The sequence below is a fragment of the Streptomyces xiamenensis genome (assembly GCF_000993785.3).
In the GTDB taxonomy this organism is placed as follows: Bacteria; Actinomycetota; Actinomycetes; order Streptomycetales; family Streptomycetaceae; genus Streptomyces; species Streptomyces xiamenensis.
This window is the reverse complement of record NZ_CP009922.3, coordinates 4,648,890-4,674,034: the sequence shown is the minus strand read 5'-3', so window position 1 is coordinate 4,674,034 and position 25,145 is coordinate 4,648,890. Positions and strand designations below refer to the sequence as shown.

Annotated in this window: 28 protein-coding genes and 3 tRNA genes; 6 read left to right on the top strand and 25 right to left on the bottom strand. The window is 72.2% G+C overall.

The annotated features are described in order from the left end of the window. Positions 1–32: 32 nt before the first annotated feature. Positions 33–1,673: a DAK2 domain-containing protein gene (locus SXIM_RS21680; protein ID WP_046724923.1), complete on the bottom strand. Its 1,641-nt coding sequence runs from the start codon at positions 1,671–1,673 to the stop codon at positions 33–35. Positions 1,674–1,894: 221 nt separating this feature from the next. On the opposite strand from SXIM_RS21680, the gene rpmB reads away from it, so the two are divergent. Continuing rightward, a complete protein-coding gene (gene rpmB / locus SXIM_RS21675) occupies positions 1,895–2,080 on the top strand; it encodes a 50S ribosomal protein L28 (RefSeq protein WP_078576355.1) in 186 nt (61 codons plus the stop codon). A 120-nt stretch (positions 2,081–2,200) separates the two neighbouring features. On the opposite strand, the gene thiD is transcribed toward rpmB, so the two are convergent. Both thiD and SXIM_RS21665 read right to left on the bottom strand, forming a co-directional pair. After that, positions 2,201–3,025, bottom strand: coding sequence for a bifunctional hydroxymethylpyrimidine kinase/phosphomethylpyrimidine kinase (gene thiD, locus SXIM_RS21670; RefSeq protein ID WP_046724922.1), 825 nt, complete (start codon positions 3,023–3,025; stop codon positions 2,201–2,203). Between the two features lie 14 nt (positions 3,026–3,039). After that, positions 3,040–4,008 carry a thiamine-phosphate kinase gene (locus SXIM_RS21665; protein WP_030738425.1) on the bottom strand — a complete coding sequence of 323 codons (969 nt, stop codon included), beginning with the start codon at positions 4,006–4,008 and terminating at the stop codon, positions 3,040–3,042. Between the two features lie 132 nt (positions 4,009–4,140). On the opposite strand from SXIM_RS21665, the gene SXIM_RS21660 reads away from it, so the two are divergent. Together SXIM_RS21660 and SXIM_RS21655 are read left to right on the top strand one after the other, a co-directional pair. Then, complete coding sequence (locus tag SXIM_RS21660; protein ID WP_030738427.1) at positions 4,141–4,374, top strand: Lrp/AsnC family transcriptional regulator; 234 nt, start codon at positions 4,141–4,143, stop codon at positions 4,372–4,374. A gap of 19 nt (positions 4,375–4,393) precedes the next feature. Further along, positions 4,394–4,918 (top strand): DUF3515 family protein, encoded by a 525-nt coding sequence (locus SXIM_RS21655; protein ID WP_234306996.1) that lies wholly within the window; start codon positions 4,394–4,396, stop codon positions 4,916–4,918. A gap of 92 nt (positions 4,919–5,010) precedes the next feature. On the opposite strand, the gene SXIM_RS21650 is transcribed toward SXIM_RS21655, so the two are convergent. Genes SXIM_RS21650 through SXIM_RS21640 form a run of 3 tightly spaced genes read right to left on the bottom strand, consistent with a single transcriptional unit; the run spans position 5,011 to position 8,017 of the window. Then, complete coding sequence (locus SXIM_RS21650; protein ID WP_030738433.1) at positions 5,011–6,153, bottom strand: D-alanine--D-alanine ligase family protein; 1,143 nt, start codon at positions 6,151–6,153, stop codon at positions 5,011–5,013. Positions 6,154–6,188: 35 nt separating this feature from the next. Further along, complete coding sequence (locus SXIM_RS21645; protein WP_046724921.1) at positions 6,189–7,190, bottom strand: NAD(P)H-dependent glycerol-3-phosphate dehydrogenase; 1,002 nt, start codon at positions 7,188–7,190, stop codon at positions 6,189–6,191. Further along, entirely contained in the window at positions 7,187–8,017 is an 831-nt protein-coding gene (locus SXIM_RS21640; protein ID WP_030738439.1) for a lysophospholipid acyltransferase family protein, read from the bottom strand. The genes SXIM_RS21645 and SXIM_RS21640 overlap by 4 nt, the downstream gene beginning before the upstream one ends. 188 nt (positions 8,018–8,205) lie before the next feature. Between SXIM_RS21640 and cofC the strand changes: the two genes are divergently transcribed. Beyond that, positions 8,206–8,865 (top strand): 2-phospho-L-lactate guanylyltransferase, encoded by a 660-nt coding sequence (gene cofC, locus SXIM_RS21635; protein WP_030738442.1) that lies wholly within the window; start codon positions 8,206–8,208, stop codon positions 8,863–8,865. Here the strand turns inward: cofC and SXIM_RS21630 are convergent. The 5 genes from SXIM_RS21630 to leuC form a co-directional block, all read right to left on the bottom strand. Further along, entirely contained in the window at positions 8,837–9,040 is a 204-nt protein-coding gene (locus SXIM_RS21630) for a hypothetical protein (protein ID WP_030738444.1), read from the bottom strand. The two genes, cofC and SXIM_RS21630, sit on opposite strands and share 29 nt — an antisense overlap. A gap of 103 nt (positions 9,041–9,143) precedes the next feature. After that, a complete protein-coding gene (locus tag SXIM_RS21625) occupies positions 9,144–9,710 on the bottom strand; it encodes an HU family DNA-binding protein (protein WP_030738446.1) in 567 nt (188 codons plus the stop codon). Positions 9,711–9,835: 125 nt separating this feature from the next. Continuing rightward, positions 9,836–10,090, bottom strand: coding sequence for an SCO5555 family protein (locus SXIM_RS21620; RefSeq protein WP_030738449.1), 255 nt, complete (start codon positions 10,088–10,090; stop codon positions 9,836–9,838). A 162-nt stretch (positions 10,091–10,252) separates the two neighbouring features. After that, positions 10,253–10,846 (bottom strand): 3-isopropylmalate dehydratase small subunit, encoded by a 594-nt coding sequence (leuD, locus tag SXIM_RS21615; RefSeq protein WP_030738452.1) that lies wholly within the window; start codon positions 10,844–10,846, stop codon positions 10,253–10,255. A gap of 3 nt (positions 10,847–10,849) precedes the next feature. Continuing rightward, positions 10,850–12,274, bottom strand: coding sequence for a 3-isopropylmalate dehydratase large subunit (gene leuC, locus SXIM_RS21610; RefSeq protein WP_030738454.1), 1,425 nt, complete (start codon positions 12,272–12,274; stop codon positions 10,850–10,852). A gap of 152 nt (positions 12,275–12,426) precedes the next feature. On the opposite strand from leuC, the gene SXIM_RS21605 reads away from it, so the two are divergent. Then, positions 12,427–13,161, top strand: a complete 735-nt coding sequence (locus SXIM_RS21605; RefSeq protein ID WP_030738456.1) for an IclR family transcriptional regulator — start codon at positions 12,427–12,429, stop codon at positions 13,159–13,161. Between the two features lie 97 nt (positions 13,162–13,258). Here SXIM_RS21605 and SXIM_RS21600 read toward each other — a convergent pair whose 3' ends face one another. After that, on the bottom strand, positions 13,259–13,744 hold the full coding sequence (locus SXIM_RS21600) for a DUF4188 domain-containing protein (protein WP_030738459.1): 486 nt from the start codon (positions 13,742–13,744) through the stop codon (positions 13,259–13,261). Positions 13,745–13,870: 126 nt separating this feature from the next. Between SXIM_RS21600 and SXIM_RS21595 the strand changes: the two genes are divergently transcribed. Beyond that, on the top strand, positions 13,871–14,506 hold the full coding sequence (locus SXIM_RS21595) for a MerR family transcriptional regulator (RefSeq protein WP_046724920.1): 636 nt from the start codon (positions 13,871–13,873) through the stop codon (positions 14,504–14,506). Positions 14,507–14,559: 53 nt separating this feature from the next. Here SXIM_RS21595 and SXIM_RS21590 read toward each other — a convergent pair. The 13 genes from SXIM_RS21590 to SXIM_RS21530 all read right to left on the bottom strand — a co-directional run bounded on the left by SXIM_RS21590 (position 14,560) and on the right by SXIM_RS21530 (position 24,917). Continuing rightward, a tRNA-Glu gene (locus SXIM_RS21590) sits at positions 14,560–14,632 on the bottom strand. Between the two features lie 24 nt (positions 14,633–14,656). Continuing rightward, positions 14,657–14,729 (bottom strand) — tRNA-Glu (locus SXIM_RS21585). Between the two features lie 22 nt (positions 14,730–14,751). Beyond that, positions 14,752–14,823 (bottom strand) — tRNA-Gln (locus SXIM_RS21580). 68 nt (positions 14,824–14,891) lie between these two features. Beyond that, positions 14,892–15,992 carry a serine hydrolase domain-containing protein gene (locus SXIM_RS21575; protein ID WP_234306997.1) on the bottom strand — a complete coding sequence of 367 codons (1,101 nt, stop codon included), beginning with the start codon at positions 15,990–15,992 and terminating at the stop codon, positions 14,892–14,894. Next, positions 15,989–16,894, bottom strand: a complete 906-nt coding sequence (locus SXIM_RS21570) for a DUF6895 family protein (protein WP_030738469.1) — start codon at positions 16,892–16,894, stop codon at positions 15,989–15,991. The genes SXIM_RS21575 and SXIM_RS21570 overlap by 4 nt, the downstream gene beginning before the upstream one ends. Beyond that, complete coding sequence (locus SXIM_RS21565; RefSeq protein WP_046724919.1) at positions 16,891–17,631, bottom strand: hypothetical protein; 741 nt, start codon at positions 17,629–17,631, stop codon at positions 16,891–16,893. The genes SXIM_RS21570 and SXIM_RS21565 overlap by 4 nt, the downstream gene beginning before the upstream one ends. 37 nt (positions 17,632–17,668) lie before the next feature. Next, on the bottom strand, positions 17,669–17,854 hold the full coding sequence (locus SXIM_RS21560) for a hypothetical protein (RefSeq protein WP_030738474.1): 186 nt from the start codon (positions 17,852–17,854) through the stop codon (positions 17,669–17,671). 195 nt (positions 17,855–18,049) lie between these two features. Beyond that, on the bottom strand, positions 18,050–19,537 hold the full coding sequence (gene gltX, locus SXIM_RS21555; protein ID WP_043178759.1) for a glutamate--tRNA ligase: 1,488 nt from the start codon (positions 19,535–19,537) through the stop codon (positions 18,050–18,052). Further along, entirely contained in the window at positions 19,534–20,313 is a 780-nt protein-coding gene (locus SXIM_RS21550) for a fumarylacetoacetate hydrolase family protein (RefSeq protein ID WP_030738480.1), read from the bottom strand. The genes gltX and SXIM_RS21550 overlap by 4 nt, the downstream gene beginning before the upstream one ends. A 119-nt stretch (positions 20,314–20,432) precedes the next feature. Beyond that, complete coding sequence (locus SXIM_RS21545; protein WP_046724918.1) at positions 20,433–21,026, bottom strand: GTP-binding protein; 594 nt, start codon at positions 21,024–21,026, stop codon at positions 20,433–20,435. After that, complete coding sequence (locus SXIM_RS21540) at positions 21,007–21,585, bottom strand: DUF742 domain-containing protein (RefSeq protein ID WP_046724917.1); 579 nt, start codon at positions 21,583–21,585, stop codon at positions 21,007–21,009. The genes SXIM_RS21545 and SXIM_RS21540 overlap by 20 nt, the downstream gene beginning before the upstream one ends. Positions 21,586–21,691: 106 nt before the next feature. After that, entirely contained in the window at positions 21,692–22,105 is a 414-nt protein-coding gene (locus SXIM_RS21535; RefSeq protein WP_046725836.1) for a roadblock/LC7 domain-containing protein, read from the bottom strand. A 10-nt stretch (positions 22,106–22,115) separates the two neighbouring features. Beyond that, entirely contained in the window at positions 22,116–24,917 is a 2,802-nt protein-coding gene (locus SXIM_RS21530) for a sensor histidine kinase (protein WP_043178995.1), read from the bottom strand. Positions 24,918–25,145: the final 228 nt, after the last annotated feature.

Below are 25,145 nucleotides of genomic sequence, written 5' to 3'. Positions count from 1 at the left end.
GCCCGGCCCGGGCGCGGCACCGGGGCGGGCGGCTACTCGACGCCGATCAGCAGCGGGGCGGCCTGCCGGCCCTGGTAGACGACGGTGTCCACGCCGAGGTGGCCGCGGCGCACCTGGCGCTCCAGCCGGTCGGCGAGTGCGGCGGGGGTGCGCTCGCCCAGCACCAGGGTGACCAGCTCGCCGCCGGCCGACAGCATCCGGGCGAGGAGTTCGGCGGCGACCCGTTCGGTGTCCGCGCCGATCACCGCGACGTCGCCGTCGATCAGGCCGAGGACGTCACCGGCCTGGCAGATGCCCCCGGCGGTCCAGTACTCGCGCTCGGCGACGGTGACCTCGCCGAAGCGGGTGGCGCCGGCGGCGGAGGTCATGGCGACCACGTCCTCGTCGAAGCGGCGTTCCGCGGCGTGCACCGCGAGCGCCGCCAGGCCCTGCACCGGTGAGCGGGTGGGGATGACGGCGACCCGGACACCACGCTCGCGGGCCTGCTCCGCCGCGGCGGCCGAGACGTGCCACAGGGTGCCGTCGTTGGGCAGCAGCACGATCTCCCGGGAGCCGGCGCGGTCGATCGCCGCGGCCAGTTCGTCGCTGGCGGGGGTCACGCCGGGCCGTACGGTCAGGGCGGTGGCGCCGGCCTCGGTGCACAGGGCGGCCAGGCCGTCGCCGGGCATCACGCACACCACGGCGCGCTCGGCGGCGCCGGGCCGGGCGGGGGTGGCCGTGGCCAGCTGGGTGATCCGGATGTGGTGCGGACGGCCGGCCTCGATGCCCGCCTCGACTGCGGGGCCCGGGCGGTCGGTGTGCACATGGACGTTCCACAGGCCCTCGCCGCCGACGATCACCAGCGAGTCGCCGAGGCCGTCCAGCGCCCGGCGCAGGGCGGGGACGGCGGCGTCCTCGGCGTCCAGCAGGTAGATCACCTCGTAGCCGCCGCCCGCGCACCCGGGGGTCGCGGCGGTGTCCCCCGCCGCGCCGTGCCGGTGTCCGGCGGGGCGGCCCAGGCCGTGGTGCGGCAGGAGGTCGGGGGCACGGCCGGAGAGCGCGGCGTCCAGGGCGTCCAGCACGGTGACCAGGCCGGAGCCGCCGGCGTCCACGACCCGGGCGCGGGCGAGCACGTCCAGCTGCGCCGTGGTGGCGGCGAGCGCGGCGCGGGCTCCGGCGCAGGCGGCGGCGGTGACCTGCGCGGGGTGCCGGCCGGTGGCGCGCTCCGCGGCGTCCGCGGCGGCGGCGGCGACCGTGAGCATGGTGCCTTCCACGGGGTGGCTGACCGCCTCGTAGGCCAGGGTGGCGGCGCGGCGCAGCGCGCGGCGCAGCGCGTCGGCGCCGGCGTCCCCGCCGGGCGAGGCGGCCAGCTCCTGGGCCATGCCGCGCAGCAGCTGGGCGAGGATGGTGCCGGAGTTGCCGCGGGCGCCGATCAGGGCGCCGCGGGCCATGGTGCGCACGGTGTCCGCGAGGCTGCCCCCGGCTCCCCCGCCGCCACCGGCACCGCCGTCGTGCGCGGCCTGGGTCAGGGCGCGGTCGGCGGACTCCATGGTGAGGTAGAGATTGGTGCCGGTGTCCGCGTCCGGGACGGGGTAGACGTTGATGGCGTCGATCTCCGCGCGATCCCGGCCCAGGGTGTCCAGCGCGATCCGGCACCAGCGCCGCACCGCGTCGGCGTCCAGCGGTTGCGGCACGGTGGTGACCTCGGCTCTCTCCTCGGCGGTCGGCGGGGTGCAGCTTATGCGGACCAGGGCTGATTTCTCCGTTCGGGAAGCCCCGGGGTATGCTGCTGCGGTTGCTCGGTACGGGTGTTCTCCCGGTTGTCGGGCACATCCCCGAGGGTCCTGGCCCCGGGATCCCACATTCGTTTCCGTCACTCCGCGTAAGCGGGGTTGACCTGTCTTTGGAGTGACCCGTGGCTGCCAACTGCGACGTCTGCGGCAAGGGGCCGGGCTTCGGTAACAGCATCTCCCACTCGCACCGCCGTACCCCCCGCCGTTGGAACCCCAACATCCAGCGGGTGCGTGCCGTGATCAATGGGACGCCGAAGCGCCTGAACGCCTGCACCTCGTGCATCAAGGCGGGCAAGGTCGCGCGCTGACGCCTTCGGCACGCGGTTTGCTCGTTAGCCGTTGAGCCGGTCCACCTCGTGGTGGGCCGGCTTTTTGGCGTTCCCGCAACCCCGGCGCGGCGCCGGAGGACGGGGCGGGCGGGTGCGGCTTCAGATGCGGTAGCCGTGGTGGACGGGCCCGATGCCGGCACCGAGCGGGAACCCCGCGGCGATGGCCCCGGTGACGTACTCCTTGGCCGTCCGCGCGGCGTCGGGCAGCGTGGCGCCGCGCGCCAGTTCGCAGGCGAGGGCGCTGGCCAGGGTGCACCCGGTGCCGTGCGTGTGCCGGTTGGCGTGCCGCGGGGCGCGCAGCCAGTGTTCCGTGCTGCCGTCGGTGAGCAGGTCGACGGCGTCACCGCCGGGCAGATGGCCGCCCTTGATCAGCGCCCAGCGCGGCCCGTGCGCCAGGATCGCCTCGGCCGCCGCCCGCAGACCGGACTCGGCGGTGACGCGTACGCCGGTGAGCTGGGCCACCTCGTCCAGGTTCGGGGTGACCACGGTGGCGGCGGGCAGCAGGACCTCGCGCACCGCGTGCACGGCGTCGGCGGCCAGCAGGCGATCGCCGTGCTTGGAGATGCCCACCGGGTCCACCACCACGGGGACCCCGACGCCCTCCAGCAGCGCGGCGACGGTCCGCACCGTCTCCGCCGTGCCGAGCATCCCGGTCTTGACCGCCTGCACCCCGATGTCGTCGGCGACCGAGCGGAACTGGGCGCGTATCGCCTCGGCGGGCAGCGGCCAGGCGCCCTGGACGCCCAGGGAGTTCTGCGCGGTGACGGCGGTGAGCACGCTCATGCCGTGGGTGCCCAGCGCCAGCATGGTCTTCAGATCGGCCTGGATGCCGGCGCCGCCGCCGGAGTCGGAGCCGGCGACGGTCAGCACCCGTGGCGGGGGCGTGGTGGTGGCGGGGTCGGGGGTATGCGGGGCGCGGTTCATGGCCCCGACCCTATTCAGCCGCCGGAGCCGAAGTGATCCCAGCCCCCGTCCCGTTCCCAGGGGGCCCCGTCCACCGTCACCTGGGGCCGTACGCTGCCCCGCGCGGGCAGTACCTGGCCGATCACCCGCCAGCGGGCGGGGAGTTTGGTGTCGGCGGGGAAGGTCGCCACGATCGCGTGGTCCTCGCCGCCGGTGAGCACCCACTGCAGCGGGTCGACGCCCACCGCGTGCCCGATGTCGGACATCTGGGCGGGTACGTCGAGCGACTCGGCGTGGATGTCGATGCGGACGCCGCTGCTGTGCGCGATGTGCCCCAGGTCGGCGATCAGCCCGTCGCTGACGTCGGTCATGGCGGTGGCGCCGAGCGCGGCGGCGGCGGGGCCCGCGTGGTACGGGGGTTCGGGGCGGCGGTGCGCCTCGACGAAGGCGCGCGGGGAACGGAAACCGCGGGAGAGCACGGTGAATCCGGCCGCCGACCAGCCGAGCCAGCCGGTGACGGCCAGCAGGTCACCGGGCCTGGCGCCGGAGCGGGTGACGGGTTCGCGGTCGCGCAGGTCGCCCAGGGCGGTGATGGACACGGTGATGGCGTCGCCGCGCACCACGTCGCCGCCGGCCACGCCGGCTCCGGCCACCTGGCACTCGTCGTGGATACCGTCCATGAGTTCGGTGGGCCAGGTGACGGGCAGTTCGGCGGGGACCACCAGGCCGAGCAGGATGGCGGTGGGCACGGCGCCCATCGCGGCGATGTCCGCGAGGTTCTGGGCCGCGGCCTTGCGGCCGACGTCGTAGGCGGTGGACCAGTCGCGGCGGAAGTGCCGCCCCTCCAGCAGGATGTCGGTGCTGGCCACCACCCGCCGGTCCGGGGTGGCGATCACCGCGGCGTCGTCGCCGGGGCCGAGACGTACGGCGGGAGTGTCGCTGATCCGGGCGGTCAGCTCCCGGATCAGCCCGAACTCCCCCAGTTCCCCCACACTGCCCTTCACTCGGCTCTCCTCAGCTCTCTTCGGCACCGCCGCGGTCGCTCCGCGGCGATCGGCACCGGACGATGTCTCCCGGTGCAGGTCATGACGCGCTACGGTAGCGCCCCCGCACCTCGTAGCCGCCGTGGAGGACCTGTGGTACAGGCGTACATCCTGATCCAGACCGAGGTGGGCAAGGCGTCCGCCGTGGCCGACGTCATCTCCCGGGTTCCGGGTGTGATCACGGCCGAGGACGTCACCGGCCCCTACGACGTCATCGTGCGCGCCGAGGCGTCCTCGGTCGATGACCTGGGCCGGCTGGTGGTGGCTCAGGTGCAGCAGGTACGGGGGATCACCCGCACCTTGACCTGCCCGGTGGTGCATCTGTAGGGCACCCTATGCTGGCGGCGTGAGCCTCACCGTACGTACCGCCGGCGCCGTGCCGACCGCCCTGGCCGCGCTGTTGGCGCTGACCGGATGCGGCGGCGAGGGCGACGGGGGCGGCACCGCCGTGGTGGCGCCGACCCCGGACGCGGCGGCGGCGCCGGTCTGCGAGGCGGTCGCCGCGGCGCTGCCGGAGCGGGTGGAGGGCCGGGGCCGTACGGACGACGGCGCGCTGCCCCAGGTCGCCGTGTGGGGGGACCCGGGGATCGTGCTGCGCTGCGGGGTGTCACTGCCGCTGCTGCTGACTCCGGGTGAGGAAGGTTATGACCCGCTCGCCGACGCGGTGGACGTCAACGGGGTGTCCTGGCTGCTGGAGGACGCCCCGGGCGGCGGGAAGCTGTTCACCACCACCCACCGCACGGTGTTCGTGGAGGTCACGGTGCCCGCCGCGTACGCGCCCGAGGTGAACCCGCTGGTCGATCTCGCCGGGGCGATCGCCGGCAACGTACCGCTGGACGAGCTGTACGCCGAGCAGCCGCCCGGTTCCTGACCCGCACCGCGGCCCCGCCCCGGAAGGGGCCGGGCCGGGGCCGCACCCGCCACCGCGTGTGCGACCCTCCGGCCCGCACGCCGGGGGGTTCCCTAGCGCAGCCCCGTGGAGCGGCGCAGCGCCGCCTGGATGAGCCGGTCGATCAGTTCGGGGTACTCCATCCCGGAGGCCTGCCACATCCTGGGGTACATCGAGATCGGCGTGAATCCGGGCAGGGTGTTGATCTCGTTGATGACGAACTCGCCGTCCTCGGTGAGGAAGAAGTCCGCCCTGACCAGGCCCTCGCAGGAGACCGCCTCGTAGGCGAGCACGGACAGCTCCTGCACCCGGGCGGTCTGCTCGGGCGTCAGCGGCGCGGGCACGATGCCCTCGGCCGAGTCCAGGTACTTGGCCTCGAAGTCGTAGAAGTCGTGGTGGGAGACCGGCGGGATCTCGGCGGGCACCGAGGCGCGCGGGCCCTCCTCGAACTCCAGGACGCCGCACTCGATCTCCCGGCCGCTGAGCAGCGACTCCACGATGATCTTCGGGTCGTGGGCCTGCGCCTCGGCGATGGCCTCGTCGAGACCGGCGAGGCCGCTCACCTTGGTGATGCCCATGGAGGAGCCGGCCCGCGCGGGCTTGACGAAGACCGGCCAGCCGTGGTCGGCGGCGAAGTCCACGATCTTCTTGCGGGCGGCGGCCGGGTCGGCGGCCCACTCGCGCGGACGGACGACGGTGTACGGGCCGACCGGCAGCCCGAAGGAGGTGAAGACGCGCTTCATGTACTCCTTGTCCATGCCGACCGCCGAGGCCAGTACGCCGGCGCCGACGTAGGGCACGCCGGACAGCTCCAGCAGCCCCTGGAGGGTGCCGTCCTCGCCGTACGGGCCGTGCAGCACCGGGAAGACGACGTCCACGTCGCCGAGGTCCTTGGGCACCGAGCCCGGTTCGCAGTAGACGACCTCGCGGCCCGCGGGGTCGACCGGCAGCAGCACGGAGCCGCCACCGGGTTCGGCGATGGCGGCCACGGTCGGGAGTTCACGGCCGCTGAGGGCCATCCGCTCGGGGTCGTCGGCGGTCAGCGCCCAGCGGCCGTCGGTGGTGATGCCGATGGGCAGCACGTCGTAGCGGTCACGGTCGATCGCGCGGAGCACGGCGCCCGCGGTCAGGACCGAGATGGTGTGCTCGGAGCTGCGGCCGCCGAAGACGACGGCGACGCGGGGCTTGGGGCTCTGGGGTGTGGAGTCGCTGCTCATAACCCCATGAGGCTACTCGTACACCTGCCCGGCAGTCAGCGAACCTCGGCCTTGGCGCTGCGCGCCATCAGATCCTTGAGCGCGGCGGCGGGCTGCACTCCTTCGTGGACGATGCCCACCACCGTTTCCGTCAGCGGCATGTCGACGTCGTGGCGGCGCGCCAGATCCCGTACGGAGCGGCAGGATTTCACGCCCTCGGCGGTCTGCCGGGTGACGGCGATGGTCTCTTCGAGGGTCATGCCCCGGCCGAGGTTGGTGCCGAAGGTGTTGTTGCGGGACAGCGGCGAGGAGCAGGTGGCGACGAGGTCGCCCATCCCGGCGAGCCCGGCGAAGGTGTGGGCGTCGGCGCCCATCGCCAGGCCGAGCCGGGTGGTCTCGGCCAGACCACGGGTGATGAGGGACGCCTTCGCGTTGTCGCCAAGGCCCATGCCGCCGGCGATGCCCACGGCGAGTGCGATGACGTTCTTGACGGCGCCGCCGAGTTCGCAGCCCACCACGTCGGTGTTGGTGTACGGGCGGAAGTACCCGGTGTGGCAGGCGGCCTGGAGCCGGCGGGCGACATCCTCGTCGCGGCAGGCGACCACGGAGGCGGCGGGCTGCCGCTCGGCGATCTCGCGGGCGAGGTTCGGGCCCGACAGCACCGCGATGCGCTCCGGGCCCGCGCCGGTCACCTCCGCGACGACCTCGCTCATGCGCTTGCTGGTGCCCAGTTCCACGCCCTTCATCAGGGAGACCAGCACGGTGTCCGGGGGCAGCAGCGGGTTCCAGGCGGCGAGGTTCTCCCGCAGGGTCTGGGAGGGCACCGCCAGCACGGTGAACTCGGCGCCGTCCGCCGCCTCGGCGGGGTCGGCGCTGGCCCGTACGCCGTCCGGCAGCCGGACGCCGGGCAGATAGTCCGGGTTGACCCGGGTGGTGTTGATGGTCTCGGCGAGAGCGGGGCGGCGGCCCCACAGCGCCACCCGGGCACCGGCGTCGGCCAGCACCATGGCGAAGGCGGTTCCCCAGGAACCATTGCCGAAGACGGCGACGCGCGTCACTCGCTGATCTCCTTGATGTCCTTGCTCTGCTTCAGGGAAGCCGGGGCGGCGGGCCCGGTGCTCTCCGGCCGAGCGGCCGTCGGCCCCGCGGGTTCCGGGTGCTCCGGGTGCTCGGTACGGTCCCGGTCGTACACGTAGCGGCGGTCCGGCGGGGTCTGCTGCCGGATCACGGCGAGTTGTCCCGTGACGGCGTCCATGATCCGTTCGGTCGCCGTGCGCAGCACCTCGGCGGAGGGCTCGCGCTCGTACAGGTCGCTCAGATCCACCGGGGGGCCGGCCACCACGGTGAGGGTCTTGCGCGGGAACAGCCGCACCTTGTGGTTCTTCGCGTACGGCGGCATGGCCTCGTTCGCGCCCCACTGGGCCACCGGGATGACCGGGGCGTGGGTGAGCAGGGCGACCCGCGCGGCGCCGGTCTTGCCCGCCATGGGCCACAGGTCCGGGTCGCGGGTCAGGGTGCCCTCGGGGTAGAAGGCGACGCATTCCCCGCTGTTGACGGCGTCGACGGCGGCGCGGAAGGCGCCGGCCGCGTCCGAGCTCTCGCGGTAGACGGGGATCTGGCCCGTGCGGCGCATCATGAACCCGACGAAGCCCCGTTTGAACAGCCCGACCTTGGCGAGGAAACGGGGCACCCGCCCGGTGCTGTACTGGAAGTGGGCGTAGGAGAGCGGGTCGAGATAGGAGTTGTGATTCACGGCGGTGATGAATCCGCCATGGTCCGGAATGTTTTCCTGGCCCCGCCAGTCCCGCTTGAACAGGATCAGCATCGGGGGCTTTACCAGAAACGCGGCGCATCGGTAATAGAGGCCGATTCTGCGGCGGGACACTCGGACACCATCTCCTCTTGCACTACTCCGGCACGGCCTTGCGGGAGCGCCGGACAAGTGTCGCTCCAGGCGGTTTGGCTGTCCAGCGGGGCACTGTGACCCCGTGGGCATCCTGTGACCTTACGTCCCGGGGCCCGCGACGGGCAGGCAGACTGGTCGGACAGGCGGAAGCCGGGGAGGGAAACGTGATGCCACAGCACGCCGGATGGTCGCTGATCGTGCCGCTGAAGCCGCTGGGACGGGCGAAGAGCAGGCTGGTGGCGGTGAGCGCCGGGGAGCGGCGGTCGGCCCTCGTACTGGCCTTCGCCGAGGACACGGTGGCCGCGGCACTGGAGTGCGTGGCGGTACGGGATGTGGCGGTTGTCACGGATGATCCGCTGGCGGCGCGGCGGCTGGCGCGCCTGGGGGCGCGCGTCGTTCCGGACGCGCCGCGTGGTGGCCTCAACGCCGCGCTGGCGCACGGGGAGCGGGTGGTGCGCGAGCGGGGCGCGCGCGCCGCGGTGGCGGCGCTCGGCGCGGATCTGCCGGCGCTGCGTCCGGCGGAGCTGGCACGGGTGCTGACGGCGGCGGGCGGGTATCCACGGGCGTTCGTGGCGGACGCGGCGGGGGTGGGCACCACGGTGCTGACGGCGGGCCCCGGAACGGCGCTCGCGCCGGCGTTCGAGGGCGCGTCCCGGGCGCGGCATCGTGATTCCGGTGCGGTGGAACTCACGCTGGCCGGGGTGGAAAGCGTGCGTCAGGACGTGGACACCGGGGCGGATCTGCGGCGGGCGCTGGCGCTGGGCGTGGGGCCGCGCACAGCGGCCGGGGTCCGCGCGGTCACAGTGTCTGGAGTGTCACCAGGGTGATGGGGGCGGCGGGGGTGCCGTCCTCGGTCTCGATGCGTACCCGCTGGCCGGGGCGGAGCAGCAGCAGCCCTCCGGCCTCGAAGGCGTCGGGGCCGAAGTCCAGTGGGGTGCCGTCGTCCAGCAGCACACTTCCGCTGCGGGTGCCGGAGTCGTAGGTGTACGCGGTGGCCTGCATGCGGGCATCGTAGTGCGGCGGGCGGGGGCAGGACACAAGCGCGCGGGCCGGGCTCCCCGGTGGGGGAGTCCGGCCCGCGGGACGGAGGCTCGGGTGCCGTGGCTCACCCGCGGCGCGCGGTGGCCTTCTTGGCGGTGGTCTTGCGGGCGGAGGCCCGCTTGGCCGGGGCCTTCTTGGCGGTGGTCTTCTTGGCCGGGGCCTTCTTCGCCGTGGTCTTCTTGGCGGTGGCCTTCTTGGTGGTGGCCTTCCTCGCGGTGGTCTTCTTGGCGGTGGTCTTCTTCGCCGTGGTCTTCTTGGCGGTGGCCTTCTTCGCGGCCGCCTTCTTGGTGGTGGTGCCACCCGAGAGGCTGCCCTTGGGGGCCTTCTTCACGGCGACGTCGTTCTTGGGGAGCTTCTTGGTCCCGGCGACCAGGTCCTTGAAACCCTGGCCGGCCCGGAAGCGGGGGACGGAGGTCTTCTTGACCCGCACCCGCTCCCCGGTCTGCGGGTTGCGCGCGTAGCGGGCGGGGCGGTTGACCTTCTCGAACGACCCGAAACCGGTGACCGAGACGCGCTCGCCGGCCACCACTGCCCGGATGATGGCATCGAGGACGATGTCCACCGCGTCCGCGGCCTGCTGGCGGCCGCCGAGCTTGTCTGCAATCGCTTCTACGAGCTGCGCCTTGTTCACGTCTTCCCCTTCGCAGGCATGGCTGGAACGAATGTGTTCAAGCTTTTTCGCACGTTAGGCAGATATATTCCGCAAATCAAACGTGAAACGGGCTAATCACCCTTGTGTCGCAACGAACTCGGCCATCACGCGGTTCCATCGCGGCCGTGACCGGGTGGATCGGGCGGCATCCGCCCCGCGTCGACGTCCGCGATCAGCCGTTCCAGACGGCGGGCGGCGCCCGGCAGGTCCTGTTTGGCAGCCGCCGTGATCACCAGCAGTTTCCGGGTGAGGGCCTGCCGTACGGGCTCGGGCACTTGTGCGGTGCGCACCGCACGGTGCGCCTCTTTCAGCCGAGCGGCGACGAGGTCGTACAGCTCAGGTTGACCGTCGCGTTCCATACGCCGATTGTGCCACTTTGCATCCGCTCTCGCCCGGTAAGCCCCCAAAGGCCGTGTCCTGACGTGTCGTTCGGTGCCGGAACGACCACCGCCCCCATCCGGCTGGCCGGTTGGGGGCGGGTGGTAGCGGGCCACGGTGAACGGGGCCCGTCGGGGCGGGAGTCAGTGGGTCAGGGTGCGCGGCTTGTACCCGGGCCGGCGCGCCTCGAAGGCGGCGATCGCGTCCTCGTTCTGGAGCGTGATGCTGATGTCGTCGAGCCCTTCGAGCAACCGCCAGCGGGCGTTCTCGTCCAGCTCGAACCCGGCCTCGACGCCCTCGGCGGTCACGGTGCGGGTGACCAGGTCGACCGTGACGGGCGCGGCCGGGTCGGACTCGGTGAGCTGCCACAGCGCCTCGACGGTCTCCTGGGGGAGCACCACGGTCAGCAGACCGTTCTTCAGGGAGTTGCCCCGGAAGATGTCCGCGAAGCGGGAGGAGATCACCGCCTTGAAACCGTAGTTCTGCAGCGCCCACACGGCGTGCTCACGGGAGGAGCCGGTGCCGAAGTCGGGGCCGGCCACCAGCACGGTGGCGCCGGAGCGTTCCGGCCGGTTGAGGACGAACTCCGGGTCCTTGCGCCACGCCTCGAACAGGCCGTCCTCGAAGCCGTCCCGGGTGACCTTCTTCAGCCAGTGGGCCGGGATGATCTGGTCGGTGTCGACGTTGGAGCGGCGCAGCGGGACGGCCCGGCCGGTGTGGGTGGTGAATGCTTCCATGGCTCAGACCTCCACGGGGACGGGAACGCCGGCCAGATCGGCCGGGGACGCGAGGGTGCCGGTGACCGCGGTGGCGGCGGCGACCTGCGGGGAGACCAGGTGGGTACGGCCGCCCTTGCCCTGCCTGCCCTCGAAGTTGCGGTTGGAGGTGGAGGCGGAGCGCTCGCCGGGGGCCAGCTGGTCCGGGTTCATGCCCAGACACATGGAACAGCCGGCGTGCCGCCATTCGGCGCCGGCCGCGGTGAACACCTTGTCCAGCCCCTCGTGCACGGCCTGCAGCGCCACCCGGACGGATCCGGGGACCACCAGCATCCGTACCCCGTCGGCGACCTTGCGGCCCTTGAGCACGGCAGCGGCGGAGCGCAGGTCCTCGATGCGGCCGTTGGTGCACGAACCCACGAAGACGGTGTCCACGGAGATCTCGCGCAGCGGCATCCCGGCGGACAGGTCCATGTACTCCAGCGCCTTCTGGGCGGCGAACCGCTCGCTGGGGTCGGTGAACTGCTCCGGGTCGGGCACGGCGGCCGACAGCGGAGCGCCCTGTCCGGGGTTGGTCCCCCAGGTGACGAACGGCGCCAGGGCGGTGGCGTCGATGACGACCTCGTGGTCGAAGACGGCGTCCTCGTCGGTGCGCAGCGTCTTCCAGTACGCGACCGCCTCGTCCCACTCGGCGTCCCGGGGGGCGTGGTCACGCCCGCGCAGATAGGCGAAGGTGGTCTCGTCCGGGGCGATCATGCCGGCCCGGGCGCCCGCCTCGATGGACATGTTGCAGATGGTCATGCGGGCCTCCATCGAGAGCTTCTCGATGGCCTCGCCGCGGTATTCGATGACGTAGCCCTGGCCGCCACCGGTGCCGATCCGGGCGATGATCGCCAGGATCAGGTCCTTGGCGGTGACGCCCTCGGGCAGCTCGCCCTCGACGGTGATCGCCATGGTCCGGAACGGCGCCATCGGCAGCGTCTGGGTGGCGAGCACGTGCTCGACCTGGCTGGTGCCGATGCCGAACGCCAGCGCGCCGAACGCCCCGTGGGTGGAGGTGTGGCTGTCACCGCAGACCACGGTGGTGCCCGGCTGGGTGAGCCCCAGCTGCGGGCCGACCACGTGCACCACGCCCTGCTCGTCGTCGCCCAGCGAGTGCAGCCGGACCCCGAAGTCGGCGCAGTTCTTGCGCAGCGTCTCCAGCTGGGTGCGGGAGACCGGGTCGGCGATCGGCTTGTCGATGTCGAGGGTGGGGGTGTTGTGGTCCTCGGTGGCGATGGTGAGGTCGGTGCGGCGGACCGTACGGCCGCTCTTGCGCAGCCCGTCGAACGCCTGCGGGCTCGTCACCTCGTGCAGGAGATGGAGATCGATGAAGAGCAGATCGGGCTCTCCCTCCGCACGCCGGACGACATGGTCGTCCCAGACTTTCTCCGCCAGTGTCCGTCCCATCGCATTCCCTCCGCTCCACGTGGCCGCCGTCCGCTCCCCGCGTACCGGACGGTGGCCGGGTCCACCCCTTTGCGGACCCTGGCCGTCCAGGGTGGCGCCTTCTCGGGAAAAAGGAACTTGCGTTTCACAGTGTGAGACGCGAGTATCGTTGCATGGACAATTCACGTGGCGACTCCAGCGGAGTGGGTGTACTGGACAAGGCGGCCCTGGTGCTCGGCGCACTGGAGTCCGGTCCGGCGACGCTGGCCGGTCTGGTGTCGGCCACGGGACTGGCCAGGCCCACGGCGCACCGCATGGCGGTCGCCCTGGAACATCACCGGCTGCTCGCCCGTGACATGCAGGGCCGCTTCGTCCTGGGCCCGCGCCTGGCGGAGCTGGCGGCGGCGGCCGGCGAGGACCGGCTGCTGGCGGCGGCCGGACCGGTGCTGACGCATCTGCGGGATCTCACCGGGGAGAGCGCTCAGCTGTACCGCAGGCAGGGCGACATGCGCATCTGCGTCGCGGCGGCGGAGCGGCTGTCCGGGCTGCGGGACACCGTGCCGGTGGGCTCCACCCTCCCGATGAAGGCCGGGTCCGCGGCGCAGATCCTGCTGGCCTGGGAGGAGCCCGAGCGGCTGCACCACGGGCTGCAGGGCGCGCGGTTCACCGCCACGGCGCTGTCCGGAGTGCGCCGCCGGGGCTGGGCCCAGTCGATCGGCGAGCGGGAGCCGGGGGTGGCCTCGGTGTCCGCCCCGGTCCGCGGCCCGTCCAACCGGGTGGTGGCGGCCGTCTCCGTCTCCGGACCCATCGAGCGCCTGACCAGGCACCCGGGCCGGATGCACGCCCAGGCCCTGATCGACGCCGCCGGACGCCTGACCGAGGCGCTCAAGCGCGGCGGGGGCCACTGACCGCCCACGGCGGGACGTCGGGGCGCGTACCGCCCCGCTCCACACCGCCCTGCCCCGCGCCGGCGATCGCGCCCCGTCTCGGGACCCGGTCGAGCGGTCAGACCCGGCCGAGGCGCTCGGCCGCGCTCTCCCCACGCCGCTCCACGGGTATCACCCCGCCCGCGGCGCCCAGGCCGAAGGCCGGCATGTTCCGGTAGACCGACTCGTGCGCGCCGGCCGGGACCACATAGGTCTCGTGCCAGAAACCCACCCGGCCCCGGCCCTGCCGTATCCGCCGGTTGAACGCCGCCCAGGCCGGGCGATGCTCCCCGTCCGGCGCCGAGGCGTACGCCATCAGCCGCTCGTGGGACGACCAGTACTGCACCACGTAGATCAGCCTGGGCCCGCCCCACAGCAACCGGTACCCGAGCAGTCCGCTGTCCGGATCGCGGGACAGCTCGCGCAGCATCCTGGGCATCGCCCTCAGCAGCGGCCCCCAGTGGCGCACCCGCCAGAAGCTGTTGATCCGCATGCCGATCAGGAACAGCGTGACCTCCCCCGTGGCCGCCGCCGTCATCCGGCCCTCAACGATCTTGCCGCTCATGTCTTCCCCGCTCTCCGACGCACTCTTCCGGGCAGCATTGGATAGTCTCGCTATCCATGATTGGATAGTTGCACTCTCCAACCCATCCTGGCAAGGGGATCCCGGAAAAAGAGGAGCTGGGGCCGTATGCGGCTCGCGGAGCTGAGCGAGCGCAGTGGGGTGACCACCGCGACGATCAAGTACTACCTGCGGGAAGGGCTGCTGCCACCGGGCGAACGGGTCACGGCCACCCAGTCCGAGTACCGCGAGGAGCATCTGCGCCGGCTGCGGCTGATCCGCGCGCTGGTGCAGGTCGGCCGCATCCCGGTGGCCACCGCCCGGGAGGTGCTCGCCGCCGTCGAGGACGAGGAGAGCGATCAGCTCACCCGGATCGGCACCGCCATCGCCGCCCTCCCCCACCCCGCGCCGCCACGGGAGAACGACGAAACCGTCGCCGCCGCCCGCACCCTCGCCGAGGAGCTCCAGCGCCGGCTCGGCTGGCGCGTCGTGCCGGGCAACCCGGCACACCAGGCGCTGGTTTCCGCCCTCACCGCGCTGTTGCGGCTGGGCTACCCCTGCACCGTCGAGCAACTGCTGCCGTACGGCGAGGCCGCCGGCCGGCTCGCCGGGCACGAGGTGGCACTCATCGGTGAGTTCACCTCGCCCACCACCCAGTTGGAGGCGGCCGTCGCGCTCACCGTGCTCTACGAACCCGTGCTGCTGAGCCTGCGCCGCCTCGCCCAGGCCGAGACCGCCTCCCAGCACCTGGGACACCACCCCTGAACAGCGAAAAGCCCCCCTCCTCACCTGGGGTGAGAAGGGGGGCTCTGCTCGCGTACCCCCGACCGGATTCGAACCGGCGCTACCGCCTTGAGAGGGCGGCGTGCTAGGCCGCTACACAACGGGGGCCCACACAAGATCCCGAAGGATCCGTACCCCCGACCGGATTCGAACCGGCGCTACTGCCGTGAGAGGGCAGCGTGCTAGGCCGCTACACAACGGGGGCTTTGATCTGCGAACAGATCGCGCTGGGCTACCAGGACTCGAACCTAGACTAACTGAACCAGAATCAGTCGTGCTGCCAATTACACCATAGCCCACCAAATCGCAACTTCCGGAGGAAGTTTTGCTTGGCGTCCGCCGGTCTGTCCCGGCGACAGGAAGAACATTACCCGATCGGCGACGGTGCTCCAAAACGAGTTGTCCCGCCCGCCAGTTCTCTCAGCAGCAGGTACGCCCGCTGGATGAAAGCGCCGTTCAGCGCGGGCGCGCTGTTGGTCACCGCGACCAGCGCCACCCGCCGCTCGGGGCTGAAGCCCACGAACGCCGTGCTGCCCCGGGTGCCCCCCGAGTGGAAGCACAGCACATGCCCGGGGCGCTGCCTGATGTTCCAGACCAGGGCGATCCGGTCCTCCCCGGGGCGCACCACGAGACGGGGCCTGGCCACCTCCGCCAGCGCGGTGGCCAGCGGGCCGGCGCCGGCCGCCCGCCCCGGGTACAGCAGCGCCTCCAGGTAGCGCAGCAGCTCGTCCGCCCCGGCGTGCAGGACCCCGGCTCCGGCCAGCCCGGGGATCCGCCAGGGCGGCCTGGCCCGGCCGTGCCAGTAGCCGGTGGTGTCCTCCGCCGCCGCGCCGTCCCCGCCGGTGCGCAGCAGGCCCAGCGGGGTGAGCACGCGCGCGGCCAGTACCCGCTCGTACCCGCCGAACGGCTCCCCCGCCGCGCGGGCCAGCAGCATGCCCAGCAGCCCGACGCCGAAGTTCGAGTAGCGCACCCGGGTGCCGGGGGCGGCGAACGGGCGGGTGTGCGCCAGCGCCGCCAGCAGATCGCCCGGACCGTACTCCGCGTAGGGGTTGGAGAACCAGCGCGGCAGCGCCCGGCGCAGCAGCCCGGGCGGCAGCCGGGGCAGCCCCGAGGTGTGGGTGGCCAGGTGCAGCAGCGTGATGGGAGCGCCACCGATCCGCCGGTACGGGGCCGCACCGGGCGGCAGATAGCGGTCGATCGGGTCGTCGTACCGGACGTCGCCGACGGCCACCAGCTCCGCAAGCAGCAGCGCCGTGTAGGTCTTGGTCACCGAGCCGACGGCGAACCGCGTCTCCGGGCCGGCCGGAAGGCCGGCGGCGCCGTGCGCGGTACTGCCGCCGACCGCCAGCAGCCGCTCCCCCGCCAGGTGCGCCGCCACCGCCACGGCGCTGGCGCCCGGCGCGGCGGCGGCCAGCGGCGCGAGCAGCGGCCCGGCCACCGCCCGCGCCTGCCGCCGCACCCCGTTCACGCGAGCGTGCGGGAGACCGCGATGCTCCCGGCGACGGCCGCGACCACGGCGGTGTGCTGGTGATCGGCGAACCGCCGGGCCGGGTCCTCGCTCACCGGATCGCCGTCGCGCGGCACCAGACCGTCCGGGTGCTGGACGGCCGCCAGCGCCGCCCAGTCGGCGGGGTCGCACACCGGGTCCGGCAGACAGGAGCCGACGATCATCAGTTCGGCGACCAGGTCCCACTGGGCGACCTCGCGCCAGATGTCCGTCCACACCGGCAGCCAGGTGGTGAGGTAGCTCGCGATCTCCTCCGGCAGGTCCTCGGGGCGGGCGCCCCAGTCGGTGAGGTGGAAGACCGTGTGGGTCATGGAGTAGGCGGTCATCCAGTCGATGGCCCACGGCTCGGGGGTGGCGCCCAACCAGGTGGCGCGGGTCAGTGCCGCCCAGTCGAAGCCGTAGTCGAGCCCGGCGATCCGCGCCGCGTTGGCGATGGCCAGCCGGCGGTTGGGCACCACCTCGGCGGCGCGTACCGAGCGCAGCGCGGCGTTGTGCCGCAGCAGGGCGTCCATCCCGTCGTGGCGGTAACCGGCGCGCGCGAAGTGGGCGTACATCTCCAGCGGGTCGGTGAGCAGCGCGTGGCGCAGCTGCCGCTCGTACAGCAGGTCGCCCTCGCGCAGTTGCCGCCAGCCGAAGTCGAGCAGTTCGCGTGCGGCGCGCATGCTCTCGCTGCCGGCGGCGGATTCGCGCAGCACCAGGGAGCCGGCCAGGGCGGCCTCACCCAGCGGCTTGTAGACGCTGTTGGGGTCCCCGAGGTCGGCCGTGGTGCCCTCGGGCAGCGCGCCGTGGTCGCGGTGCGCGAGGAGCCAGCCGAAGGCGCGGGTGGCGACCTGGTGGGCGATCGGGGTGACGGCGGTGGTCATGCGGTCCTCCCCAGCAGCAGCCGGGCCACCGCCAGATCGAGGGCGAGGCGCGGCTCGCCGGCGGCGTGCAGGGCGATGTGCTCGGTGAGCCGGTCGGGTTCCAGCGCGAGGGTCACCCCGTCGCGCTGGGCGGCGGCCAGCCAGCGCAGCAGCCGGGCCGCGGTGGGGTAGTCACGGCGCAGCAGGGCGCGGGTGGTGGCGCGGGCCAGGGGTACGGGGTGGCGGCGCACGGCGGCCGGCACGGGGCCGCCGACGCCGGGCAGGGTGAGCGGGGCCAGCCGGGCACAACCGGCGGCCCAGCGGGGCCAGTCGGTGGCGTCGGTGAGGATCTCACCGGTGGGCGGCCGCGGGCTCTCCTGGGCCGCCGCGTCGCCGAGGGCGGCGATGAGCCGGTCGGTGGCCCAGTCGCGCCAGGCGATGGCCCAGTTCTCGATCGGACCCTCGGGGGGCGGCGCGGTGAGCACGGGTGCGGGGAAGACGGCGGTGGCCTGGCTGATGACGGCCAGGTCGCGCGGGTGCGGGCTGCCGCCGGTGAGGGCGTACGGGGCGAGGACGTCGGCCCCCAGGACGCGGACGGCCGCCAGAGCCGCCTTGGGGTCGCTCGCGGTTTCGGTGAACCGTGCGAGCGGGGCTGTGTCCCCGGCGCCCCGCAGGGCGTCGAGGACACAGCTCGCCAGCGCGGCGGTCGCCTCCGTGTATGTGGCACGGGCGGTGCGCTCGGTGGGTCCCGTCGTCACGGGTGCTCCCTCCGGCCGCCGTGCGCCGGCATCCGGCTCACTTGTCGCCCGGCTCCATGGGAGTCTTCGGCGAGAGCAGCAGGAGAAGCAGGAGGAACCCGGCCGCCTCCGGCGAGTACAGCGGGGCGTCGCTCAGCGGCGCCTCCGGTTCGGTCATCAGCGCCTGGGCGGCTGCGGCCTCGGCGGGGTCGGCGACGAGCGGGAGTGTCTTCTGCGCGAGCATGCATTGCCTCCTCATATCGGGTGCGTTGCCATGTCAGCGATACTGACGAGGCAAAACGCTACGGCATCACCCGATATGTCGCATTTTGAGGAGGCCCGCCACGGCGGACGGACGCACCGCCGCACACGCGCGGGCCCCGCCGCGGCACACACCGCGACGGGACCCGCCCCGCCCTTGCCCGTACTCGGCCCGCGCTCAGCCGGCGAGCCTGACCAGCGCCGCCTCGACGCGCGCCAGCGTGCGCTCGCGCCCCAGCACCACCAGCGACTCGAACAGCGGCAGCCCGACCGTGCGGCCGGTGACCGCCACCCGAACCGGCGCCTGCGCCTTGCCCAGCTTCAGACCATGCGCCTCACCGGCCGTCTGCACGGCCTCCTTCAGCGACTCGGCCGAACTCCAGTCGGCCTCCGCCAGCCGGTCCCGCGCAGCGGCGAGCACCTGCTCCGCGCCCGGCTTCATCGCCTTCTGCCAGGACTTCTCGTCCTCCACCGGGGCGTCCAGGAACAGGAAGTCGACATTGGCCGTGATGTCGGAGAGCACCGTCAGCCGGGTCTGTGCCAGGGGCGCCAGCTCCTCGAACGCCGCCCGGTCGAACGCCTCGGGCTTCCACGGCGCGTACGGCGCCGCCAGCCACGGCGCGCACGCCTCGACGAACGCTGCCAGGGGCAGCTCGCGCAGATGCACCGCGTTGATCGCCTCGGCCTTCTTCAGGTCGAAGCGCGCCGGGTTGGCGTTGACGTCACCGATCTCGAAGGCCTCCACCATCTCCTGGACGCTGAAGATGTCCCGGTCCTCGGCGATCGACCAGCCCAGCAGGGAGAGGTAGTTCAGCAGACCCTCGGGCAGGAAGCCGCGCTCGCGGTACAGGTTGAGCGAGGACTCCGGGTCGCGCTTGGAGAGCTTCTTGTTGCCCTCCCCCATGACGTACGGCAGATGCCCGAACGCGGGGGTGCGCCCGGAGCCGACGCCGATCTCGGCCAGCGCCGCGTACAGCGCGATCTGCCGCGGCGTCGAGGAGAGCAGGTCTTCGCCGCGCAGCACGTGGGTGATCTCCATGAGCGCGTCGTCCACCGGGTTGACCAGGGTGTACAGCGGGGCGCCGTTGGCGCGCACGATGCCGTAGTCCGAGACGTGCTCGGGCGCGAACGTCAGCTCGCCGCGCACCAGGTCGGTGAAGGTGATCCGCTCGTCCGGCATCCGGAAGCGGATGATCGGGGTCCGGCCCTCGGCCTCGTACGCGGCCACCCGCTCCGCGCTCAGGTCGCGGCAGTGCCCGTCGTACCCGGAGTGCTTCCCGGCGGACCGGGCGGCCTCGCGGCGCTCGTCGAGCTCGGCGGTGGTGCAGTAGCAGGGGTACGCCCGCCCCGCCTCGCGCAGCCGGCGCGCGACATCCGCGTACAGGTCCATCCGCTGCGACTGCCGGTACGGGGCGTGCGGGCCGCCCACTTCGGGGCCCTCGTCCCAGTCGAGGCCCAGCCAGCGCAGGGAGTCCAGCAGCGCCGTGTAGGACTCCTCGGAGTCACGGGCCGCGTCGGTGTCCTCGATGCGGAAGACCATGGTGCCGCCGTGGTGGCGGGCGAAGGCCCAGTTGAACAGGGCGGTGCGCACCAGGCCCACATGGGGGTTGCCCGTCGGGGAGGGGCAGAAGCGCACACGGACGGAGGGGGTGGTGGGACTAGTCACGCCTTGACGACCTTGTTGGTGAGAGTGCCGATGCCTTCGATGGAGACGGCGACCTCGTCGCCGGCGTGCAGCGGGCCGACGCCGGCCGGGGTGCCGGTGAGGATGACGTCCTGCGGGAGCAGCGTCATCGACTCGGTGATGTGCACGATCAGGTCCTCCACGGTACGGACCATCTCGCTGGTGCGGCCGAGCTGCCGCTGCTCGCCGTTCACGGTGCACATGATGGCGAGATCGGCCGGGTCCAGATCCGTCTCGATCCAGGGGCCGAGCGGGCAGGAGGTGTCGAAGCCCTTGGCCCGCGCCCACTGCTTCTCGCGGTCCTGGACGTCGCGCGCGGTCACGTCGTTGGCGCAGGTGTAGCCGAGGATGACGTCCTTGGCGCGTTCGCGCGGCACGTCACGGCACATCCGGCCGATGACCACGGCCAGTTCGGCCTCGTGATGGACGTTCTGGGAGATCGAGGGGTACCGGATGGCGTCGCCGTCGCCGATCACCGAGGTGGAGGGCTTGAAGAAGGCGACCGGGACCTCCGGGACCTCGTTGCCCAGCTCACGGGCGTGCTCGGCGTAGTTGCGGCCGATCGCGACGACCTTGCTGGGGAGTACGGGCGGCAGCAGCCGGACCGCCTTGAGCGGAACCCGGTGGCCCGAGCGCTCGAATTCGGCGAAGGGGTGGCCCTTGATGATGTCGAGTACGAGCCCGTCCTCGTCGGTGGGCTCCCCCTCCACCACACCGAACCCGACGGTGCCGTCGATGGAGAATCTGGCGATGCGCACGGCTGCGTTGCCCTTCACTGGCTGCTGGGATCTTTGTCCTCAGACTAGCCAACCGCCACGCGGCGGTGTCTCCCCAGCACGGGGAGACCACCGGGCGTGGCAGTGAGTGAGCGCGGGGTTCAGCGCAGGCGGGCCATGAGGGCGTGTTCGACGAGGGTGATCAGCGCCGACTTCGCCTCCGCACGATGCCGCGCGTCCGTCACGATGATCGGAGCGTCCGGACCGATCTGCAACGCCTCCCGCACCTCCTCCGGAGAATACGGCTGATGCCCGTCGAACCCGTTCAACGCGATCACGAACGGCAGACCACTGTTCTCGAAGTAATCCACCGCCGGAAAACAATCCGCCAACCGACGCGTATCCACCAGCACCACCGCACCAATGGCACCACGCACCAAGTCGTCCCACATGAACCAGAAACGATCCTGCCCCGGCGTACCGAAGAGATACAGAATCAGATCCTGATCCAACGTGATACGACCGAAGTCCATCGCCACCGTCGTGGTCGTCTTACCACCGGTATGCGTCAGATCATCAATACCGGCGGACGCGGACGTCATCACGGCCTCGGTACGCAGCGGATTGATCTCCGACACGGCACCGACAAACGTGGTCTTCCCCACACCAAACCCACCCGCGACCACAATCTTCGCAGAAGTAGTGGAACGGGAAGGAGCCGAACGGCCCGCACCGCTAGAGCTTGCGAAGTCCACTGAGCACCCTTTCGAGCAGTGTCACATCAGGCTGACCGCCGGGCTCCCCCTCGTGGCCCGGCTGGTGAATCGCGACAAGCCCAGCCTCAGCCAGATCGGCCACCAGAATCCGGGTGACACCGAGAGGAATGGAGAGGAGGGCGGAGACTTCGGCGACGGACTTGACCTCGTAGCACAGCTGGCAGATCCGCTGGTGCTCGGGAAGCTGGCCGCCGAGCTGGGCGGGGTCGGCGCTGGTGGACACCAGCGCCTCGATCGCCAGCTGATAACGCGGCCTGGTCCGGCCACCCGTCATGGCGTACGGACGCACCAGCGGCTGGGGCTCACTGTCGAAGGAGCGCCGCCTGGGCTGTTCGGGCTGCGGCTGCGGCTGCGACTGCGGCTGCCGCTGCGGGGGCGCCGCCTCGGCACGCTGGTCCGGCGCCGGGCGATGGTCCGGCGCGGCGCGCCGGTGACCGCCGCTGGGCGCCGAGGGGAAGTTGAACCGTCCGGACTGCCCGCCGCTGTGCGGCTGCGCCGGAAAGTCGTTGCCGTACTGTCCGCCTGGGGGCGTTGTCACGTGTCCTCCTCCGACTGCCTTCGTCGACCCGCGCGAAACGCGCTCACCGCTTCGCCATCACCCCCGCACCTTATGGTGCGCGGGCCCAATCCGCACAAGCAGCCCGCTACTTGAGCAGGCTGCCCTGGAGCTCGGCTCGCAGATCCGGCGTCAGTACGGTACCGGCGCGGTCGACGAGAAGGGCCATCTCATACCCCACCAGACCGATATCGGCATCCGGATGCGCCAGCACCGCCAACGACGAACCATCCGAGATCGACATGATGAAGAGGAAACCACGCTCCATCTCCACCACCGTCTGATTCACCGCACCACCCTCGAAGATCCGCGACGCACCAGCCGTCAACGACGTCAACCCCGACGCCACCGCAGCCAACTGATCCGCACGATCCCGGGGAAAACCCTCGGACAACGCCAGCAGAAGACCGTCAGCCGACACCACCACCGTATGCGACACCCCAGGAGTGTTCTCCACAAAGTTGGTGATCAACCAGTTCAGGTTCTGCGCCGCCTGGCTCATCGGGCTCACACTAACGCTCCTGATCGTATGTGTTACCAGGGCCGGGGCCCTGCGGTTCGTTCCGGCCGGTGCGGTCACTGCCGCCCCGGCCCTGTCGTACACCGCGGTGCAGGTTGCTGAGCCTGCCGCGGACATCTTCCGGATCACGGGACACCTGCGGCCCCTCGGCCGCCCCCGGCTCCGCCGGCGAGTGCTCGGTCAGATTCGCCCGGGGCACCCGCTTGGGAAGTCCGGCGGAAGTGGTGCCACCGGGCCGCGCCTCGCGGCGTGGCCCACGGTCCCACTGCGCCTCCCCGGATGCCGGTGTCGGCGCCGGAGCCGCTTCGGCGTGGTCGTGCCGCTGCGGTCCCGGCGGTGTGCGACGGGGCAGTCCCGCCCCGGTCGTACCACGGAATTCCGCCGTACCCGGCTCCGGTGCAGTGAAGCCTACGCTCTGCCCGGGGCCCGCGGGACCATCCTGCGGAGATTCTGTGGGCGCCGGATAGCCCGTGAACTGCTCTCCCTGCGCCGAGAGTTGATCGTACGCCGGTTCGACGGGGGGCGTCCGGGGGGTCTCGTACCCACCTTCGTACCCACGGTCGTACGGGGCCTGTGTACCGGTTTGCGGGAGTTGGGGGAGGGCCGGTTGTGCCGGTACGGGCGCGACGGCGGGCGCCCCGTACCGCGAGTCGTCGAAGCCCAGCTCGGCGGCGGTCCGCAGACCTGCCTGCCGCTGTGCCTCGGTGATGTGGGCGTCCTGTGCCGGTGTAACGATCCGGGAAACGGTGAATTCCTCACCCGCCACGGCTGGTTCGGCGCCCCCGCCCCGGGTGACCGACTCGGGGAGCATCACCAGGGATGTGGTGCCCGAGCGTTCCCCCGAAGGGCGTAGCTGGACGCGAATGCCGTGCCGCTCGGCCAGCCGGCCGACGACGAACAGGCCCATGCGCTGGGAGACCGACGCGTCCACGGAGGGCGGATCGGCCAGTCGCTTGTTGATCTCCGCGAAGTCCTCCGGGGTCAGACCGATACCCTTGTCATGGATTTCGATCATGATACGACCGTCGGGCAATCGGGTTGCTGTCACCCGCACCTTGGTCTGCGGCGAGGAGAAGGTGATGGCGTTCTCCAGCAGCTCGGCCAGCAGGTGCACCAGGTCGGTGACGACCGCCCCGTGGATGTCGTTCGCCGGGACGCCGGACATGTCGATCCTGGCGTACGACTCGACCTCGGAGGCGGCGGCCCGCAGCACGTCGACCAGCGGCACCGGCTCGGTCAGCCGGCGGCCCGGCTCCTCCCCCGCCAGCACCAGCAGGTTCTCGCCGTTGCGCCGCATCCGGGTGGCCAGGTGGTCCAGCTTGAACAGATGCTCCAGCTGCTCCGGATCGGCCTCCCGGGCCTCCAGCTCGCCGATGAGGCCCAGCTGGCGCTCGATCAGTCCCTGGTTGCGGGTGGAGAGGTTGGTGAAGATCGCGTTCACGTTGCCGCGCAGCAGGGCCTGCTCGGCGGCCAGCCGCACCGCTTCACGGTGCACGTGGTCGAACGCCCGCGACACCTCGCCGATCTCGTCGCGGCTGCTGATCGGCAGCGGCTCGACGCGGGTGTCCACGGAGCCGGGCTGGGTGCGCGAGAGCTGTTCGACCAAAGCGGGCAGCCGGTCCTCGGCGACGTTCAGCGCGGCGGAGCGCAGCTGGGTCATGGAACGGCTCATGGAGCGGGCCATCAGCATGGCGATGACGAAGGCCAGCAGCAGGGCGGTCACCACGACGCCGGCGCTGATGATCATGTCGCGGCGGGCGGTGGAGGCGATGTCGCGGGCCTCGCCGACGGCCGTGTCCACCAGCTCCCGCTCGATGGTGTGGTAGGCGTCGAACCGGTCGGTGGAGGCGGCGTACCAGTTCTGCGGGGTCAGCTCGGCCGCCTCCAGCTCGGACCCGTCCGCACCGGAGGCGATGAGCGCGACCATCCGCTGCAGCTCGGAGTCTGTTCCCGCGCCACTCTGGGTGAGGACCTCGGTCAGCCGGGCGGCGTCCGCCTCGGTGCCGGCCGCGGAGTACTCGTTGCGGGCGATGTTCTCCAGGTAGGCGTAGCTGCTGAAGGCGGTGAGCTGGCGCTGGGTCTGCGCGGCGCCGGGGCCGGGGTCGACCAGCAGATGGGTGCCGATGGCGCGCTGGAGCGAGCTGGCCGACTTGGCCAGGGAGATGGCGTAGACGGTGCGGCCGTAGGAGGTGATGTTGCCGGTGCCAAGACCCAGTTCGTTGGCGAAGGACATCAGGGGGTGCTGGACGGCGATGTACCCCTCCTCCGTCTCCACACCGGGCAGGTCCTCGCCGTACGCGGCCGAGCGCAGGGCCGGCAGCGTCGGCTCGGTGGCCTCCACCAGGGCGAGGCGGCGCTGGAGGCTCTCCGTCCGCGGGGCGTCCTGGACCAGGGCCCGGAACTCCGCCGCCGCCTCATCGGTGAGCCGGCGCGCCCGTTCGATGACCGGATCGTCGGGGCGGCCCTCCAGCAGCGGGCGGGCGGTCGCGTCGCGCTCGTCGATGAGGGCGTGGGCGTAGGCACCGGCGGCGCGCACGAGCTCCGCGGTGCGCTCGGCGGAGTCGGCCTCCTGCCAGGTGTCGTAGGCGTCGTAGACACGCAGGCCGCCGAAGATCAGGGCGAGCAGCGCGGGGATGAGCAGGATGGCGTTCAGCCGCGTGGCCACCCGCCAGTTGCGGGGCGCGAAGCGGCTGCCGCCCCGGCCGGGCTCCGGGCCCCCGTCCCGCTCGGGCACCTCTCCCGCGCCGGAGGGTGCGCCGGCGGTGGGCGGGGTGAAGTTGCCGCGCCCTGACATGCCCGGGGCGTCCGGCGGATTCGGAAACGGGGGCGTCGCTCTGCTGCGCCTCACTGGCCTCTCACCTCTCGGCATCGGCACACCGTCCGGATGGCCGCCACGACTGCGGAGTCGCTGTGGATTCCAGCACGTTGTGGGGGCACTTTCCAATCCCCCCGGGCCGGTGGATCCGGACGCCGGGCGGCATGGACATTCAGGTCACGGTGGAGCAAGAAGCGACATAGCCGC

What these genes read in the sequence shown, in the direction of transcription:
- SXIM_RS21570 (WP_030738469.1), bottom strand. Translation starts at nt 16,894, where the DNA reads ATGACCACCGCCGTCACCCCGATCGCCCACCAGGTCGCCACCCGCGCC.
- SXIM_RS21605 (WP_030738456.1), top strand. Translation starts at nt 12,427, where the DNA reads ATGGACAATTCACGTGGCGACTCCAGCGGAGTGGGTGTACTGGACAAG.
- SXIM_RS21650 (WP_030738433.1), bottom strand. Translation starts at nt 6,153, where the DNA reads ATGAGCAGCGACTCCACACCCCAGAGCCCCAAGCCCCGCGTCGCCGTC.
- SXIM_RS21535 (WP_046725836.1), bottom strand. Translation starts at nt 22,105, where the DNA reads ATGAGCCAGGCGGCGCAGAACCTGAACTGGTTGATCACCAACTTTGTG.
- thiD (WP_046724922.1), bottom strand. Translation starts at nt 3,025, where the DNA reads ATGAACCGCGCCCCGCATACCCCCGACCCCGCCACCACCACGCCCCCG.
- SXIM_RS21620 (WP_030738449.1), bottom strand. Translation starts at nt 10,090, where the DNA reads ATGGAACGCGACGGTCAACCTGAGCTGTACGACCTCGTCGCCGCTCGG.
- SXIM_RS21595 (WP_046724920.1), top strand. Translation starts at nt 13,871, where the DNA reads ATGCGGCTCGCGGAGCTGAGCGAGCGCAGTGGGGTGACCACCGCGACG.
- SXIM_RS21630 (WP_030738444.1), bottom strand. Translation starts at nt 9,040, where the DNA reads ATGCAGGCCACCGCGTACACCTACGACTCCGGCACCCGCAGCGGAAGT.
- leuC (WP_030738454.1), bottom strand. Translation starts at nt 12,274, where the DNA reads ATGGGACGGACACTGGCGGAGAAAGTCTGGGACGACCATGTCGTCCGG.
- SXIM_RS21530 (WP_043178995.1), bottom strand. Translation starts at nt 24,917, where the DNA reads ATGTCAGGGCGCGGCAACTTCACCCCGCCCACCGCCGGCGCACCCTCC.
- leuD (WP_030738452.1), bottom strand. Translation starts at nt 10,846, where the DNA reads ATGGAAGCATTCACCACCCACACCGGCCGGGCCGTCCCGCTGCGCCGC.
- cofC (WP_030738442.1), top strand. Translation starts at nt 8,206, where the DNA reads ATGCCACAGCACGCCGGATGGTCGCTGATCGTGCCGCTGAAGCCGCTG.
- SXIM_RS21560 (WP_030738474.1), bottom strand. Translation starts at nt 17,854, where the DNA reads ATGCTCGCGCAGAAGACACTCCCGCTCGTCGCCGACCCCGCCGAGGCC.
- SXIM_RS21600 (WP_030738459.1), bottom strand. Translation starts at nt 13,744, where the DNA reads ATGAGCGGCAAGATCGTTGAGGGCCGGATGACGGCGGCGGCCACGGGG.